The 14671-nt window shown below is 48.6% G+C and carries 13 protein-coding genes; all 13 read right to left on the bottom strand.

What is annotated here, in order from left to right:
• Nucleotides 1-17 precede the first annotated feature (17 nt).
• Nucleotides 18-2324 carry an endopeptidase La gene (gene lon, locus T504_RS0100185; RefSeq protein WP_033169045.1) on the bottom strand — a complete coding sequence of 769 codons (2307 nt, stop codon included), beginning with the start codon at nucleotides 2322-2324 and terminating at the stop codon, nucleotides 18-20.
• A 104-nt stretch (nucleotides 2325-2428) separates the two neighbouring features.
• Nucleotides 2429-3694 carry an ATP-dependent Clp protease ATP-binding subunit ClpX gene (gene clpX, locus T504_RS0100180; protein WP_033169044.1) on the bottom strand — a complete coding sequence of 422 codons (1266 nt, stop codon included), beginning with the start codon at nucleotides 3692-3694 and terminating at the stop codon, nucleotides 2429-2431.
• Nucleotides 3695-3703: 9 nt separating this feature from the next.
• Entirely contained in the window at nucleotides 3704-4315 is a 612-nt protein-coding gene (gene clpP, locus T504_RS0100175) for an ATP-dependent Clp endopeptidase proteolytic subunit ClpP (protein ID WP_033169043.1), read from the bottom strand.
• 26 nt (nucleotides 4316-4341) lie between these two features.
• Nucleotides 4342-5631: a trigger factor gene (tig, locus tag T504_RS0100170; RefSeq protein ID WP_033169042.1), complete on the bottom strand. Its 1290-nt coding sequence runs from the start codon at nucleotides 5629-5631 to the stop codon at nucleotides 4342-4344.
• A gap of 158 nt (nucleotides 5632-5789) precedes the next feature.
• Nucleotides 5790-6380 carry a GerMN domain-containing protein gene (locus T504_RS0100165; RefSeq protein ID WP_033169041.1) on the bottom strand — a complete coding sequence of 197 codons (591 nt, stop codon included), beginning with the start codon at nucleotides 6378-6380 and terminating at the stop codon, nucleotides 5790-5792.
• 26 nt (nucleotides 6381-6406) lie between these two features.
• Nucleotides 6407-7462 (bottom strand): N-acetylmuramoyl-L-alanine amidase family protein, encoded by a 1056-nt coding sequence (locus T504_RS0100160; protein ID WP_051635088.1) that lies wholly within the window; start codon nucleotides 7460-7462, stop codon nucleotides 6407-6409.
• Between the two features lie 23 nt (nucleotides 7463-7485).
• A complete protein-coding gene (locus T504_RS0100155; RefSeq protein ID WP_033169039.1) occupies nucleotides 7486-7686 on the bottom strand; it encodes a DUF3006 domain-containing protein in 201 nt (66 codons plus the stop codon).
• Nucleotides 7683-8612 carry a ComEC/Rec2 family competence protein gene (locus tag T504_RS0100150; protein WP_033169038.1) on the bottom strand — a complete coding sequence of 310 codons (930 nt, stop codon included), beginning with the start codon at nucleotides 8610-8612 and terminating at the stop codon, nucleotides 7683-7685. Before T504_RS0100150 ends, T504_RS0100155 begins: the two co-directional genes overlap by 4 nt.
• 10 nt (nucleotides 8613-8622) lie before the next feature.
• Entirely contained in the window at nucleotides 8623-9432 is an 810-nt protein-coding gene (locus tag T504_RS0100145; RefSeq protein WP_033169037.1) for a Cof-type HAD-IIB family hydrolase, read from the bottom strand.
• 287 nt (nucleotides 9433-9719) lie between these two features.
• Nucleotides 9720-11147: an argininosuccinate lyase gene (gene argH / locus T504_RS0100135; RefSeq protein WP_033169035.1), complete on the bottom strand. Its 1428-nt coding sequence runs from the start codon at nucleotides 11145-11147 to the stop codon at nucleotides 9720-9722.
• Nucleotides 11144-12361 carry an argininosuccinate synthase gene (locus T504_RS0100130; RefSeq protein WP_033169034.1) on the bottom strand — a complete coding sequence of 406 codons (1218 nt, stop codon included), beginning with the start codon at nucleotides 12359-12361 and terminating at the stop codon, nucleotides 11144-11146. Before T504_RS0100130 ends, argH begins: the two co-directional genes overlap by 4 nt.
• A gap of 54 nt (nucleotides 12362-12415) precedes the next feature.
• Nucleotides 12416-13345 (bottom strand): ornithine carbamoyltransferase, encoded by a 930-nt coding sequence (gene argF / locus T504_RS0100125; RefSeq protein WP_033169033.1) that lies wholly within the window; start codon nucleotides 13343-13345, stop codon nucleotides 12416-12418.
• Nucleotides 13346-13455: 110 nt separating this feature from the next.
• Nucleotides 13456-14661: an acetylornithine transaminase gene (locus T504_RS0100120; RefSeq protein ID WP_033169032.1), complete on the bottom strand. Its 1206-nt coding sequence runs from the start codon at nucleotides 14659-14661 to the stop codon at nucleotides 13456-13458.
• Nucleotides 14662-14671: the final 10 nt, after the last annotated feature.

The raw sequence follows: 14671 nt of genomic DNA, 5'->3' as shown, positions 1-14671 counted from the left end.
AGGGGCGGCTTTTCTTTTCACATCAATGCAGTCTTTAACACCTGGTCCATCGTTTCAACCGGAACAAATTCCAGTTTTTCCCGGACAGACTCTGGAATATCTTCAATATCCCGTTCATTATCCTTGGGCAGGATAATTGTCTTCATCCCTTCACGATAAGCAGCCAGGACTTTTTCCTTGAGTCCACCAATCGGCAGCACCGTTCCACGTAAGGTGATCTCACCAGTCATGGCCACATCACTGCGAACCTTACGGCCCGTCAAGGCAGAAACCATTGCGGTTGCCATCGTGATACCAGCTGACGGCCCATCTTTGGGAATCGCTCCCTCCGGCAGGTGGATATGAATATCCTCTTTCTCATAGAAATCCTCGGGCAATTTCAATTTCTCGGAACAGCTCCGGATATAGGTAAGACCTGCTTGTGCAGATTCCTGCATGACATCTCCCAGTTGACCGGTCAAAATCAGTTTTCCCTTACCTTTGAGCACCGATACTTCCGTCGGCAGAATCGTTCCGCCGACTTCCGTCCAAGCCATACCAGTTACGACGCCAACTTGCGGCTTTTTGTTGGCCTTGCTGTCAACGAATTTGACTTTGCCGAGGAAATCGGTGAGATTTTTTTTGGAAACCTTAATGGGAGCCTCTTCCCCCTCGACAATCTTGCGGGCAGCCTTGCGGCATACCTGTCCAATGACGCGCTCCAACTCCCGGACACCAGATTCCTTGGTATAATCCTGAATGATTTTTGCCAATACACCAGCACCGAAATGAATATCCTTCGCCTTGAGCCCATTTTGTTCACGCTGGCGCGCTACCAGATAGCGCTTGGCGATTTCAAGTTTTTCGATCTCCGTGTAGCTGGAAAGCTGAATGATTTCCATGCGATCACGAAGTGGACGTGGAATATTGCCTAAGTTGTTGGCCGTGACAATCCACATGACTTTAGAAAGGTCAAAAGGAACCTCGATATAGTGATCACTGAACGTGGAATTTTGCGCTGGATCAAGCACTTCGAGAAGTGCAGCCGACGGGTCCCCATGGTAATCCGTGTTGATTTTATCAACCTCATCCAGCAGGAACACCGGATTGCGGGTCCCGACATTGCGGATTCCCTCGATAATGCGCCCCGGCATTGCCCCCACATAGGTCCGGCGATGGCCGCGAATCTCCGCCTCATCGCGAATACCACCTAACGATGCACGGATAAACTTTCGCCCTGTAGCTCTTGCCACCGAAGACGCCAACGAAGTCTTACCGACGCCTGGAGGGCCAACCAGGCAAAGAATCGGCGCACTCTTATCTTTCGCCAACTGATGAACGGCCAGATAATCCAGGATGCGGTCTTTGACTTTTTTCAAGCCATAGTGATCATTATCCAGGATTTTCTGCGCCTGTTTGATGTCCACATTATCTTCCGACTCGTTGCGCCAGGGAAGTTCCAGCAGCCAGTCAATATAGTTGCGAATGACATTGTTTTCGGCATTCATGCCGCTCATGCCATCGAGGCGGTTGATTTCCCGCTCTACAACCTTGCGGACTTCATCGGGGTAATTCCCCTCAGCCAGCTTTTCTCTGGCATTTTCAATATCCGCAGTCTTGCCATCTTTGTCTCCCAGCTCTTCGCGAATCGCCTTGATTTGTTCCCGCAGATAGTAATCCTTCTGGATTTTATCCATCTGCTTGCGGACTTTGCGTCCGATTTTATGCTCGAGCTGTAGGATTTCCAGTTCACGAGTCAATACCTCATAGAGTTTTTCCAAACGCTCTTTGATATCCATCGCACCTAGAAGTTCCTGACGAACTTCAAGTTTAAGGTTCAGATGACTGGCAATGAGGTCTGCCAACCGGCCCGCATCATCGATGATCGCTACCGATACCAGCGTCTCTGGTGGAATCTTTTTCGACAGCTTGACCCATTCTTCAAACTGATGAACTACCGCACGATTCAAGGCCTCCATCTTCATCGATGTGTCAATCTTATCCTTGAATTCCTCGACATCCACTTCTGCATAAGTTTCCGTCTCACGATAATCGCGGATGATCGCACGATGCTGACCTTCTACCAAAACGCGGACACTTTCCCCGGGCATTTTCACCAACTGACGAATTTCAGCTACCGTACCCACCGTATAAATATCCGCGAGTCCAGGCTTGTCCGTCTCTGCATCGAGCTGGGCCGTCAAGAAGATTTCCCGATCTTCGACCATTGCCTGCTCCAACGCCGCCATCGAACGATCTCTGCCCACATCCAGATGAATCATCATGTAGGGAAAAACCATCATACCGCGAAGCGGCAGCAATGGCAAAGTACGTGTTTGCGTCATATTTATCCCTCCTTATTCGATATTTTCCATCCTTACATCAAAAATCTATTTCAAAAAGAACAAGGCGCTGCCACATAGCAGCGCCTCCTTTTATTAAGCTGCCATCAGGCAGTTTCCTCTTCGCTGTCCTTTGCTTTTTTTGCAACGGTCAGTACAGGGTCTTTCTTGGTGGTAACGACATCTTTCGTCACACGGCACGCCGTTACGCCATGAATCGATGGTACATCATACATAACATTACGCATGATTGCCTCGATGATTGAACGAAGGCCGCGGGCACCAGTCTTGCGCTTAAGCGCTTCCTTAGCAATCTGGCGAAGAGCATCGTCATCAAATTCCAATTTGACGCCATCCATATCCAGAAGCTTCTGGTACTGTTTCACCAGTGCATTCTTTGGTTTCGTCAAAATGCTGACAAGAGCCTCTTCATCCAAGGATTCCAGCGTGACAACAACCGGAAGACGGCCGATGAACTCTGGAATAAGACCATGCTTTAACAAGTCCTCCGGCAAAAGCTTCCGCAGGCTGTCGCCCACGCTGCGCTTGCGTTTCGACTTGATATCCGCACCAAACCCCATCTGCTTTTGGCCGAGGCGAGCCTCGATGACCTTCTCGATGCCATCAAATGCACCACCGCAGATAAAGAGAATATTTGTCGTATCAATCTGGATTAACTCTTGATGCGGATGTTTGCGGCCACCCTGAGGCGGTACCGAAGCCGTTGTACCCTCAAGAATCTTCAGCAATGCCTGCTGAACACCTTCTCCGGATACATCACGGGTAATCGACGGATTCTCCGACTTGCGGGCAATCTTATCGATTTCATCGATGTAGATGATACCACGCTCGGCCTTTTCCACATCATAATCCGCAGCCTGAATGAGTTTTAAGAGAATATTCTCTACATCTTCACCCACATAGCCAGCTTCCGTAAGTGACGTAGCATCGGCAATGGCAAAAGGTACATTCAGGATACGAGCCAGGGTCTGCGCCAGCAAGGTTTTACCACTGCCAGTCGGCCCCAGCATGAGGATATTGGACTTCTGCAGCTCAACATCCTCGCTTTTGGTGGAACCCATAGTAACTCGTTTGTAATGGTTGTAGACAGCGACAGCCAAACTCTTTTTGGCCTCGTCCTGCCCAATTACATATTGGTCAAGGGTAGCACGGATGTCCTTCGGTTTTGGGACGTCCTTGAGCTCTACCTCTACATCTTCGCTGAATTCCTCTTCAATGATTTCATTGCAGAGTTCGATACACTCATCGCAGATATAGACACCCGGACCAGCAACCAGCTTGCGCACCTGCTCCTGCGTCTTGCCGCAGAACGAGCACTTGAGCTGACCTTTTTCATCCCCAAACTTCAACATGCCACCCCCTTAATCCTTAGATTCCGACTTTTTGCTCTTCTTGGGACGAATAATGACTTCATCAACCAGCCCATAAGCTTTAGCTTCTTCCGCTGTCATGAAATTATCGCGTTCCGTATCTTCATTAACTTCTTCAACCGTTTTGCCAGTAGCGTTCACGATGATATCGTTGATAACATCACGAATGCGCTGAATCTCGCGAGCCTGAATCTGGATATCCGTCGACTGGCCCTGCGCACCGCCAAGTGGCTGATGAATCATAATACGCGAGTTCGGCAGGGCAAAACGTTTGCCCTTGGCACCTGCCGTCAAAAGCAGCGAGCCCATGCTGGCTGCCTGACCAATACAGATGGTCGATACATCCGGTTTAATATACTGCATGGTATCGTAGATAGCCAAGCCAGCGGTGACAACACCACCGGGGCTGTTGATGTAGAGGTAGATATCCTTATCCGGGTCCTCAGACTCTAGGAACAGGAGCTGTGCCACAACTACATTGGCTACATTGTCGTCAATCGGACCGCCCAAAAAAATGATGCGGTCTTTGAGAAGGCGCGAATAAATATCATACGCGCGCTCCCCACGACTGGACTGTTCTACGACCATAGGTACATAACTCATTAAAATACCCCCATTATCAGGGCTGCTTATTCAGCAATGTTGTCGATAATGAACTGTGCCGTTTTCTTGCGGAGAACGGAAGCAGCCAGATCACCGATGCGGCCCTGCTCCTTGATGATTTTCTGGACCTGCTGCGGCGTAGCACCATAAGCGGCTGCCATAGCAGCGACCTCAGCATCCAAATCTTTTGCCTCGACTTTGATATCCTCAGCCTTGGCAACTTCTTCCAGCATGAGATCCGTCTTAACGTTCTTCTCAGCCGTTTCGCGATAATCCTCACGAATCTTTGCAATATCCGTGCCAGCATACTGCAGGTACTGTTCGAGCTTCATGCCCTGCTGCTCAAGACGCATAGCCATTTCCTGGATCATGGACGTTACGCGGTTATCAATCATGACAGCCGGGATGTCAACCGTGATGTTGTTCGTAGCCTGCTCGATAGCAGCACTCTTCTGATCGTTCTCGGCTTTGCGCTCAGCGTTTTCCTGCAGGTTCTTGCGAATGTCAGCCTTGAGCTCGTCGAGCGTCTCGAACGTGCTTACTTTCTTAGCGAGCTCGTCATCGATAGCCGGCAGTTCTTTCTGTTTGATGCTGCGAACCGTGCATTTGAACGTAGCATCTTTGCCAGCGAGTTCTTTTGCATGGTATTCTTCCGGGAACTTGACGTTTACTTCTTTTTCTTCGCCGATCTTTGCGCCAATCAGCTGCTCCTCAAAGCCCGGGATGAAGCTGCCGGAACCAATCTGCAGCGGATAATCCGTGCCTTTGCCCCCCTCGAAAGCTTCGCCATCGACAAAGCCCTCGAAATCAAGCGTCGTGAAGTCGCCATCAGCAACAGCAGCGCCTTCCGGAGCATCAACCATTTTGCCCTGACGATCCTGGAAGTTCTTGAGCTGTTTCTCGACATCTTCGTCTTTAATCTCTACGGCAGCCTTCTCAACTTTAAGGCCCTTATACTCGCCCAGTTTTACTTCCGGACGCGGCGTAACCGTAGCTTTGAATACGAGGTCTTTGCCCTCTTCGAGGGTAACGATATCAATGTTCGGACGGGTAACCGGATCGATTTTCTGCTCTTCCAGAGCATCGCCGAATGCTTTCGGAGCTACGAGATCGAAAGCTTCCTGCATTACTGCATCTTTACCAACGTGGCGCTCAACGATCATGCGCGGAGCCTTGCCTTTACGGAAACCCGGGATATTTACACGGTTAGCCAGGCGTTTGCATGCACGCTCAACTGCCTTGGAAACCTCTGCTGCTTCAACCTCAATCGTCAGAGTAACCTGCTGGTTCTCACCATTCTCAACCGTAACTTTCATTGTCTGAAATGACCTCCTGTAATATCTGTTTCTTAAGTAGTGACACCTCCAAGCCACTCTAGGCTCTAGTATGCCATACTCTTGTCATCTTAACATAAAACGCGCAGAAAGACAAGGTTTTCTGCGCGTACCAATCGAAAAAGTCAAAATATCAAGTTTTATTTTAAAAGACCTGCCATGCGGCCAATCGGACTAGAAAGATCCATATGACCGGCCAAAGTTTCGATTTCTTTTCCCTCTACAAGAATCTGAACCTTTTTGATTTCTGGAAACTCCGTAAGGGTATTGACCACCGAACCCACCAGCATCTCTTCTCCAGTAGATCCTCCCGTAAACTTTTTCACCAAGTCCTGGCTGAAATCGACATAGGCGATATCCCCCTTCACCTTTACTCCCTTGAGTTTTGTCTGTTTCGGAATAACGGCAATCTGACCTTTATCCTTTGGCCCCTGAAGCAGGGACTTTACGGCTTCGGTGTATTTTGCCGAATCATCGGCCTTGATGGTACGTTTGACCGCAATAAGTTTCATGCCCTGATCATCCGGATAATAGACTTTGATATTCATTTTTTTCGTTGCTTTTTCCGTTCCCGAGGAAGATGGGGTACTCCCCGCTGAAGTGCCGCTGTTTCCACTGATTGCAGCCGACGAACCACCAGGCGTACCTTTCTCATTATTTGGGTCACAGCCTGCTGTCACCAAAAGTGCCATTGCCAAAACAGCCAGCAGGACAACTCTCAATCGTTTCATTTTATCACCTCATACTCCATCATCTTTTAGTTAAAAAATCGTGCAATTGCCCGTGCCACTGCACCAGCAAGTTTTTGCTGATAGCTGTCGGTATTGAGCATCCGTTCTTCCCGGCAATTCGAAATAAAACCAAGCTCAATCAGCGATGCCGGCACATTAGTGTGCTTCAACACATAGAAATTGGCCGTCTTGACGCCTCGGTTCAACAGCCCGCCGGCCTTCTCCAGCTCTTCATTCAAAAGAGTTGCCAGCCGCTTGCCACGGGAGGACGAAGCATAATAATACGTTTCCATCCCCTTGGCATCCTGACTCGAAAACGAATTGCAATGAATGGACACGAAAATATCCGATGACGGGTCAAAGTTGGCCACATTGCAGCGTGCCTGCAGTTCCTGGCTGGCCGTATCATTCGGCCCGTAAACATCAACATCGCGGGTGCGCGTCATAACCACTCTTGCACCAGAATTTTTAAGAATCGACTCAACCTTCTTGGTTACCGCCAGGGTTACAGTTTTTTCCATGACGCCGGTCGGACCGACAGCACCACTATCCGTACCGCCATGACCGGCATCTAAGACTATAGTACGGCCAGCTATCCCTGTTACTTTGCCACCTGCAGCTCCATTATCCAATACATCGATAACGAGACGATACGGTTTTTTCGCCTTGCGATCGCGTTCCAGCGTATAAATCCGATAGTTGTCCGCTATTGCCAAATTTGCCAAATCGATCCGGATCTGTGTATGGTTGCGCTGAAGCTCGGCAATACGGACCTTGGAGGCCAGCTTACTCTTGAGTGTAATCGTCTTGCGAAGGTCGCCAGGCTTCGTATTCTGTAAATCAAGGATAAGCTGTTTATCGGCATAAGGTTTTACACTGGTTTCGTACTCCAGCTTATCATTGTCCATGCCAATTTCAATACGCAACGCGTCTCTTCCATCCACTTTGACATTTGACGTTTGAAAATAATTAAGCTCATGGTTCCGTACATGCCGGGCTGCTTCTGAGAATCCTGGCAACAGCACCATAGCCGCCAGAATGACTGCTCCCGCCAAACTTGCCCAGCGGAATAGCATCTTCATGAAAATGTTCCTCCTCATTGTCCTTACTCTTTCAATAAATCCAAGGCTTCCTGTTCTGCCTGCTCCGTTGCTTCTTTATCATAGGAAATGTCCAGTTTCAGATAATCTCCCTCGCCGACCTCATCAGGCAAAAAACACACAGGAAAATTGACTTTTCTCATTTCATCGCCCAGCAGAAGAACGGCCAAATCCCCCTCCAAACGATCGATGTATGCAGAAATCATTGTTCGCCCCCCTGTTCCGGCGTAACGGTATAGGTTTTACCATCCGTTGAAACGGTTATGGTTCCATTCTTATCCGTTTCGAAAATCTTAAGATGAAGTGCCTTATACTTCTTCATGGTCTCCTTATGAGGATGCCCATAGTCATTGCCCGCGCCACAAGAAATCAAGGCCGTTTCCGGCTGAACCGCCCGCAAGAATTCTTTTGAAGAAGACGTCTTGCTGCCATGGTGTCCGGCCTTTAATACCTGTGCCTTCAAATCGGTACCGAACCCGCCCACAATAGGTTCTTCTTCTTTTTTCTCCGCATCTCCCGTAAACATCATGGCAAACTCACCAAATACGAGCTTACCAACCACAGACTCGTTATTCGGGTCATGCTTATAGCCCTTCTGGCGGCCTTCCTGCTGATGCGCTTCCGTCGGAGCATAGACATGGAAGCTTGCTCCACCGCCAAAATCCACTACGTCGCCAGCTTTTAGTGCCTTATGGTTAATCCCCTTCGCCTTGAGCTTTTTCATATAGTTTAAGTAAATCTTCGACGTTGACGGCATGCCATTGTCATAAACTTCTTTTACTTCAAACTCATCAAGCACCACTTCCATGCCGCCAATGTGGTCAGCATGAGGATGCGTCAAAATCACCTTATCGATTTTCTTGACGCCAGCCTTCGTTAACTCGCGCCGCAGCTTATCTCGTTCATCGATGTCACTGGTATCGATCAGGACCGTCTGTTCTGACGTCTGTATGAGGATTGCATCCCCCTGCCCCACATTTAACATCTTGACCACAAGATTCCCCGCAGTCGTAGATGATTCGACTGCTGATCCATTACCGGCTGCCGAATCTTCCGGAGTTTTCCCGCATCCTGACAGCACTGCGATGAGGAGCAAGGCAACTCCCAATATCAGTCCTATTTTCTTTCGCATAAAAAACACCTCATATTGTCTTTAAAATGTAGCGGTATATCCCATCCGCTACTCCATCTTCATCGACACTCGGCAGCACATGATCTGCCTTCGCCTTGAGTTCATTGCCCGCATTTCCCATGACAAGGCTCGTGCCAACCGTATCCATCATTTCCAAATCATTCAATCCATCGCCAAAGGCATAGCTCGCCTCGACAGGAATCTCCATATATTTAAGTGCTTCAAGGATTCCGGTCCCCTTGGATATATCTGCCGAATAAAGCTCCATGTATTTCAAAAGCGTCGGATCGATCAGGCCTGTAAGTCCCGGCCAGGCCAAAAGCTCATGAAAAAGACCGCCAGCATTGGGCGTTTCTGACAGAAATTCAATCTTGCCGATCTGCAGCCCTTCCAGACTCGCATCATAATCGCGCACAAAATCATCCAAGCGAATATCAATGGACGTATACACCTCTTCGAGCGCCTTGTATTCCGGCTTCAAATAAACCGAAGGATTGCTTTCGAGGATATACTCGACACCGCACTCCTCTGCTCTCTTAACAATAGCGCGAACTACATCCAAAGGCAAGTCTTTCCGGAATATTACCTGCCCATCCAGCATAACCACTGCACCATTGAGCAGCACAAAACCATCAAACAGTCCAGACTCCGTAAGTTCCTTCCCAAGATATGCCCACGGCCGCCCCGATGCGATAAACGTATGATGTCCAGCTTGCCGCAAAGCGCGAATCGCTTTTTTCACAGGCTCCGTCAAACTAGTCTGCCCGCGATGAATATTGATGAGCGTCCCATCGATATCAAAAAATACAGCTTTTGTCATTTCGAACCTTTCCAACAGATATAGCAACGAACCACAAACAGTACTCCCCAAATTCCAAAAGAGACAGCATATGCTGTGTCAACGATTGACATATCGCTGTAATTAATTTCAAACAAAAAAACATACAAACCAACTGCCGCTATGAGAACGTCCATGGGTTTTATCGCTTTATGCAACCAATCCATCAAAAAAGACTCCAATCTTTAGAAATATAGAAGTACACATACCTCTATACTACTAAAAATCAGAGTCTCCTTCAAGGTTTATTTATGCCCCCTTGGGCATGGTCACTTCACGTTAACCTGCACATCCTGAGCCGCATCACAGATTTTCTGTTCCACCATGAGCAGCTCTTTCGCTGCCTTAAGCTGCTGCTCAACCTGCTGATACGATGTACCGCCAAAGGAATTACGATTTTTCACACAAGTCTCGGGATTAATTGCCTCCTGGATATCTTCCTCAAAGAGTGGCGATAGTTTCTGGAACTCTTGAATCGTCATATCCTTCAGGTATTTGCCCTGGGCAATACAGTTATGCACAGCCTTTCCGGCAACCGCATGCGCCTGACGGAAAGGCATCCCCTTCTTAACCAGATAATCCGCTAAGTCCGTAGCATTGGAGAAATCCTCTGCCACTGCCGTCATCATGACATCTTTGCGTACCTTCATACCACGAATCAACTGCGCATAGACAGCCAAGCTGAACTTGACCGTATCAATGGCGTCGAAGATACCCTCTTTGTCTTCCTGAAGGTCTTTGTTATAAGCCAGTGGCAGTCCTTTTACCGTCGTTAACATGGCCATCAAATGACCAATAACGCGTCCGGTCTTACCGCGCACCAATTCCGATACATCAGGATTTTTCTTCTGCGGCATCATCGAGGAACCCGTGCAATGTGCATCATCTAGCTCCACAAACGAGAACTCACGGCTGCACCAAAGGATTGTCTCCTCCGACAAGCGTGACAAATGAACCATCAAGATGGAGGCCGCACTCAAAAATTCCATGATGTAATCCCGATCGCTAACCGCATCGAGGCTATTATTATAAATCGCCTCGAAATTGAGCTGTTTGGCCACAAACTCGCGGTCAATCGGGAATGTAGTCCCTGCCAAAGCCCCTGCACCGAGCGGCATGATATCCGACCGCTTATAAACGCCTTCAAACCTAGCAAAGTCACGCGAAAGCATTCCGAAATAAGCCATCAAATGATGGGCCAACAAGATTGGCTGTGCCCGCTGTAGATGCGTATAACCTGGCATGATGACATCATCATACTTTTCAGCCGTCTCAACCAGTGCCTGCTGCAGGTTTTGAATTTCCTTCTGTACCTCCACTACCTGACGACGCACATACATGTGCGTATCCAAGGCCACTTGGTCATTGCGGCTGCGGGCCGTATGAAGACGGCCGCCAGCCTCCCCGATTGCATCGGTCAGACGCTTTTCGATATTCATATGGATATCTTCAAGATCAACCGAAAAGTCAAACTCCCCGTTTTCAATCTGTTTTAAGATATCCTTAAGTCCGGCGATAATCTTGTCTTTATCCTCAGCGGAAATGATACCAACCTTCGCCAGCATCGTTGCATGGGCGATGCTGCCCGCGATATCCTCGTGGTACATTCTTTTATCGAAGCCTATGGACGCCTGGAACTCGTTGATCATCTCATCGGTGGTCTTCGTGAACCGGCCTCCCCACATTGCCTCACTCATTTTCCTGCTTTCTCCTGCATCAACGCACGAACCTTCAGCGGCAGGCCAAAGAGGTTGATGAATCCCGTAGCATCTGCCTGGTCGTAAACGTCATCATGCTCGAAGGTTACAAATTCCTGGCTATACAACGAATATGGGCTCTTGCTGCCTGCAGACATGATATTTCCCTTATAGAGTTTCAGTTTGACAGAACCCGTTACCGTCTGCTGCGTGCTATTGACAAAAGCATCAAGCGCCTCGCGCAGCTGGCAGAACCACATACCATCATAGACGAGTTCTGCATAGCGGATGCCAACCTGCTGTTTGTAATGATAGGTCTGACGATCAAGGCAGAGATATTCGAGCTCGCGGTGCGCATAATAGAGCAATGCTCCGCCCGGATTCTCATAAACGCCACGGGACTTCATGCCTACGAGACGATTCTCGCAGATATCGACTACGCCAACACCATTACGTGCACCAATCTCATTGAGTTTCGTAAGCAACTCAACTGCGCCGAGTTTTTCCCCATTGACGGCGACCGGCTCGCCCTTTTCGAAATCAATGGTAACATATTCAGCCTTATCCGGTGCTTCTTCAACCGGTTTAGAAATCAGCAGCATGCTGCTATCCGGCTCATTTGCTGGATCCTCAAGATCGGAACCCTCATGGGACAGATGCCAGATATTGCGGTCCATGGAATATTTCTTATTGTCCGTTGCAATAGGAATACCATGTTTCTTAGCATACTCAATCTCAGCACTGCGGGAGTCAAGATCCCATTCACGCCACGGCGCAATCAGCGTAATATTCGGAGCCAGTGCTTTAACCGTCAGTTCAAAGCGAACCTGGTCATTGCCTTTACCAGTAGCGCCGTGCGCAATGGCATCAGCACCTTCTTTTTTCGCAATTTCCACCAGTTTTTTAGCAATAATCGGACGAGCGAACGACGTGCCAAGCAGGTATTTATCCTCATATACTGCACCAGCCTTAAGCGTCGGCCACACATATTCCGTCAGGAACTCTTCCGTCAAGTCACAGATATAGACTTTCGATGCGCCCGATGCCAATGCCTTATCATGAACGGCATCAAGCTCATCGCCCTGACCGATATCTGCACAAGCAGCGATAACTTCGCAGCCATCATAATTTTCTTTCAACCAGGGAATGATTACGGAGGTATCAAGACCACCGGAATAAGCAAGTACGACTTTCTTAATCTGTTTCTTAGCCATAAAAATTTACCTCTTTTCCTTTACATTCAATAACATGAAGCTTTTCTAAGAGTATCAGCACATGGTCAATGCCATGACAGCCTTCTGCGTGTGTAATCGGTTCTCCGCTTCGTCAAAAATGACAGCTGCGTTTGCTTCCAGGACTTCCTCCGTTATCTCTTCTCCACGATATGCGGGCAGACAGTGCATGACGATGGCACGCTTATCGGCTAATGCCATCAATTCCTTGTTGACCTGATACGGAGCAAAGATTTTCTTACGAGCCTCATGCTCGTCTTCCTGCCCCATGCTAGCCCAGGTATCGGTGACGACGATATCGGCTCCTTTAACAGCTTCCTGTGGATCCGTGATAACCGAAATGGAAGCCCCCGTTTGTTTGGCATCGTCCATAGCGTTCTTCATGACCGTTTCGTCTGGACGATAATTCTCCGGCGTTGCGGCTACAAATGTCATTCCGGCTTTCGCACAACCATACATATACGAGTTCGTCATGTTGTTGCCATCGCCGACGTATGCCATCTTGAGCCCCTTTAGGTTCTTTCCCTTATGTTCCTGAATCGTCAAGAGATCCGTCAAAACCTGACAAGGATGCAAGAGGTCCGTCAAGGCATTGATAACGGGGATATCCGCCCACTGGGCCAATTCCACTGCGCGCTCATGGCCAAACGTACGAATCATGATGCCATCCAGGTATCGTGAAAGGACACGAGCAGTATCTTTTATCGGTTCACCGCGGCCAAGCTGCAGGTCTCGGTTCGAGAGGAACAACGCCTGTCCCCCCAGCTGATACATTCCCGTCTCGAAGGAAACTCGCGTACGCGTCGAGGATTTTTCAAAAATCATTCCCAAGGTCTTTCCCTTGAGCAAGTGATGCTCAATCCCTGCTTTCTGCTTGGCTTTGAGCTCTTTTGCCAGTGTCAGGATTTCCTGCACTTCATCCACCGACAAATCGTGGATGGATAACATATCTTTTCCTTTCAGCATACTTTAACCTCCGTTACTGTAACTCTTGTCCGCCACTATTGCATATTATAACACTTTGTTTTTTACTTGTGAAGAGGATTTTGTAAATATTTTGTATACATATACAAAAATTATGCATATTGACTCATAACTTCATCGAGGATGTCCATCACTTCGTCCACCTGTTTTTTGGTGATGATAAGCGGCGGGATGAACCGAAGCACCTTACCAGCGGTGCAATTGATAATTGCGCCCTTCTCAAGGCAGCCATTCACGATATCGCGGCCGTGCTCCGGGCCCGAAAGTTCTGCCCCCAAAATCAATCCGGTACCGCGCACCTCTTTGATTAGCGCTGGATATTTTTGCATCAATCCCTCCAGCTTCCCCTTGAAGTAACTGCCGACTTCCTCAACCTGCTGAAGGAAATCCGCTTTCGGCACCGTATCAAGTACCACATTCGCCGCAGCACAAGCCAACGGATTGCCGCCGAAAGTCGTGCCATGATCCCCCGGCTTAAAAGCCTTGGCGACTTCATCCGTAACGATAAAAGCACCAATAGGAACGCCACCAGCTAACCCCTTAGCCAGCGTGACAATATCCGGTTTGACTCCGTATTTCTCATACGCAAAGAACTTACCGGTACGGCCAATGCCCGCCTGAATTTCATCAAAAATCAACAACGCCTGATACTTATCGCAAAGGGCACGGACTTTCTTCAGATAGTCGCCCTCCGGCGTATGGACACCACCCTCACCCTGAATTGTTTCCAGCATGACCGCCGCTGTCTTCTCGCTCATCATGGCTTCCAATTCATCGATATCGTTGTAGTGAACATAATCAAAGCCTTCTGGCAGTGGCCCCACCCCTTCGTGATAATGCGGCTGACCAGTAGCAGTAAGCGTCGCGATCGTACGGCCATGAAAGCTATCCCAAGCCGTTATAATCTGCGACTTCTCCGGGCTTATGTTATGCGCATATTTGCGGGCAATTTTGATAGCCCCCTCATTTGCCTCTGCACCAGAATTGCCAAAAAACGCCTTGCCCAAGCCACTCAATTTGACTAATTTACTAGCAGCATCTGCCTGAGGCTGCGTGTAGTAAAGATTCGAGCAATGAATCAGTTTGCCAGCCTGCTCGGTCACCGCCTGAACCAGCGGTTGATAATTATGCCCTAGAACATTAACGGCAATCCCGCCCAGAAAATCGATATACTTTTTGCCATTGTTATCCCAGGCATAGACCCCATTGCCATGGTCCAGAACAATCTTATAGCGGTTAAAAACCGGAAGATAGTTATCCTTATCTTCCGAAAAAATAAGCTGATCCGTTTCTTTCATGATAGTATTC

The organism is Selenomonas sp. ND2010, from assembly GCF_000702005.1.
Lineage (GTDB): Bacteria > Bacillota > Negativicutes > Selenomonadales > Selenomonadaceae > Selenomonas_A.
Note: the sequence above shows the minus strand (reverse complement) of the source record. Positions and strands in the feature narration are given on the sequence as shown.

What these genes read in the sequence shown, in the direction of transcription:
- lon (WP_033169045.1), bottom strand. Translation starts at nt 2,324, where the DNA reads ATGACGCAAACACGTACTTTGCCATTGCTGCCGCTTCGCGGTATGATG.
- clpX (WP_033169044.1), bottom strand. Translation starts at nt 3,694, where the DNA reads ATGTTGAAGTTTGGGGATGAAAAAGGTCAGCTCAAGTGCTCGTTCTGC.
- clpP (WP_033169043.1), bottom strand. Translation starts at nt 4,315, where the DNA reads ATGAGTTATGTACCTATGGTCGTAGAACAGTCCAGTCGTGGGGAGCGC.
- tig (WP_033169042.1), bottom strand. Translation starts at nt 5,631, where the DNA reads ATGAAAGTTACGGTTGAGAATGGTGAGAACCAGCAGGTTACTCTGACG.
- T504_RS0100165 (WP_033169041.1), bottom strand. Translation starts at nt 6,380, where the DNA reads ATGAAACGATTGAGAGTTGTCCTGCTGGCTGTTTTGGCAATGGCACTT.
- T504_RS0100160 (WP_051635088.1), bottom strand. Translation starts at nt 7,462, where the DNA reads ATGAAGATGCTATTCCGCTGGGCAAGTTTGGCGGGAGCAGTCATTCTG.
- T504_RS0100155 (WP_033169039.1), bottom strand. Translation starts at nt 7,686, where the DNA reads ATGATTTCTGCATACATCGATCGTTTGGAGGGGGATTTGGCCGTTCTT.
- T504_RS0100150 (WP_033169038.1), bottom strand. Translation starts at nt 8,612, where the DNA reads ATGCGAAAGAAAATAGGACTGATATTGGGAGTTGCCTTGCTCCTCATC.
- T504_RS0100145 (WP_033169037.1), bottom strand. Translation starts at nt 9,432, where the DNA reads ATGACAAAAGCTGTATTTTTTGATATCGATGGGACGCTCATCAATATT.
- argH (WP_033169035.1), bottom strand. Translation starts at nt 11,147, where the DNA reads ATGAGTGAGGCAATGTGGGGAGGCCGGTTCACGAAGACCACCGATGAG.
- T504_RS0100130 (WP_033169034.1), bottom strand. Translation starts at nt 12,361, where the DNA reads ATGGCTAAGAAACAGATTAAGAAAGTCGTACTTGCTTATTCCGGTGGT.
- argF (WP_033169033.1), bottom strand. Translation starts at nt 13,345, where the DNA reads ATGCTGAAAGGAAAAGATATGTTATCCATCCACGATTTGTCGGTGGAT.
- T504_RS0100120 (WP_033169032.1), bottom strand. Translation starts at nt 14,661, where the DNA reads ATGAAAGAAACGGATCAGCTTATTTTTTCGGAAGATAAGGATAACTAT.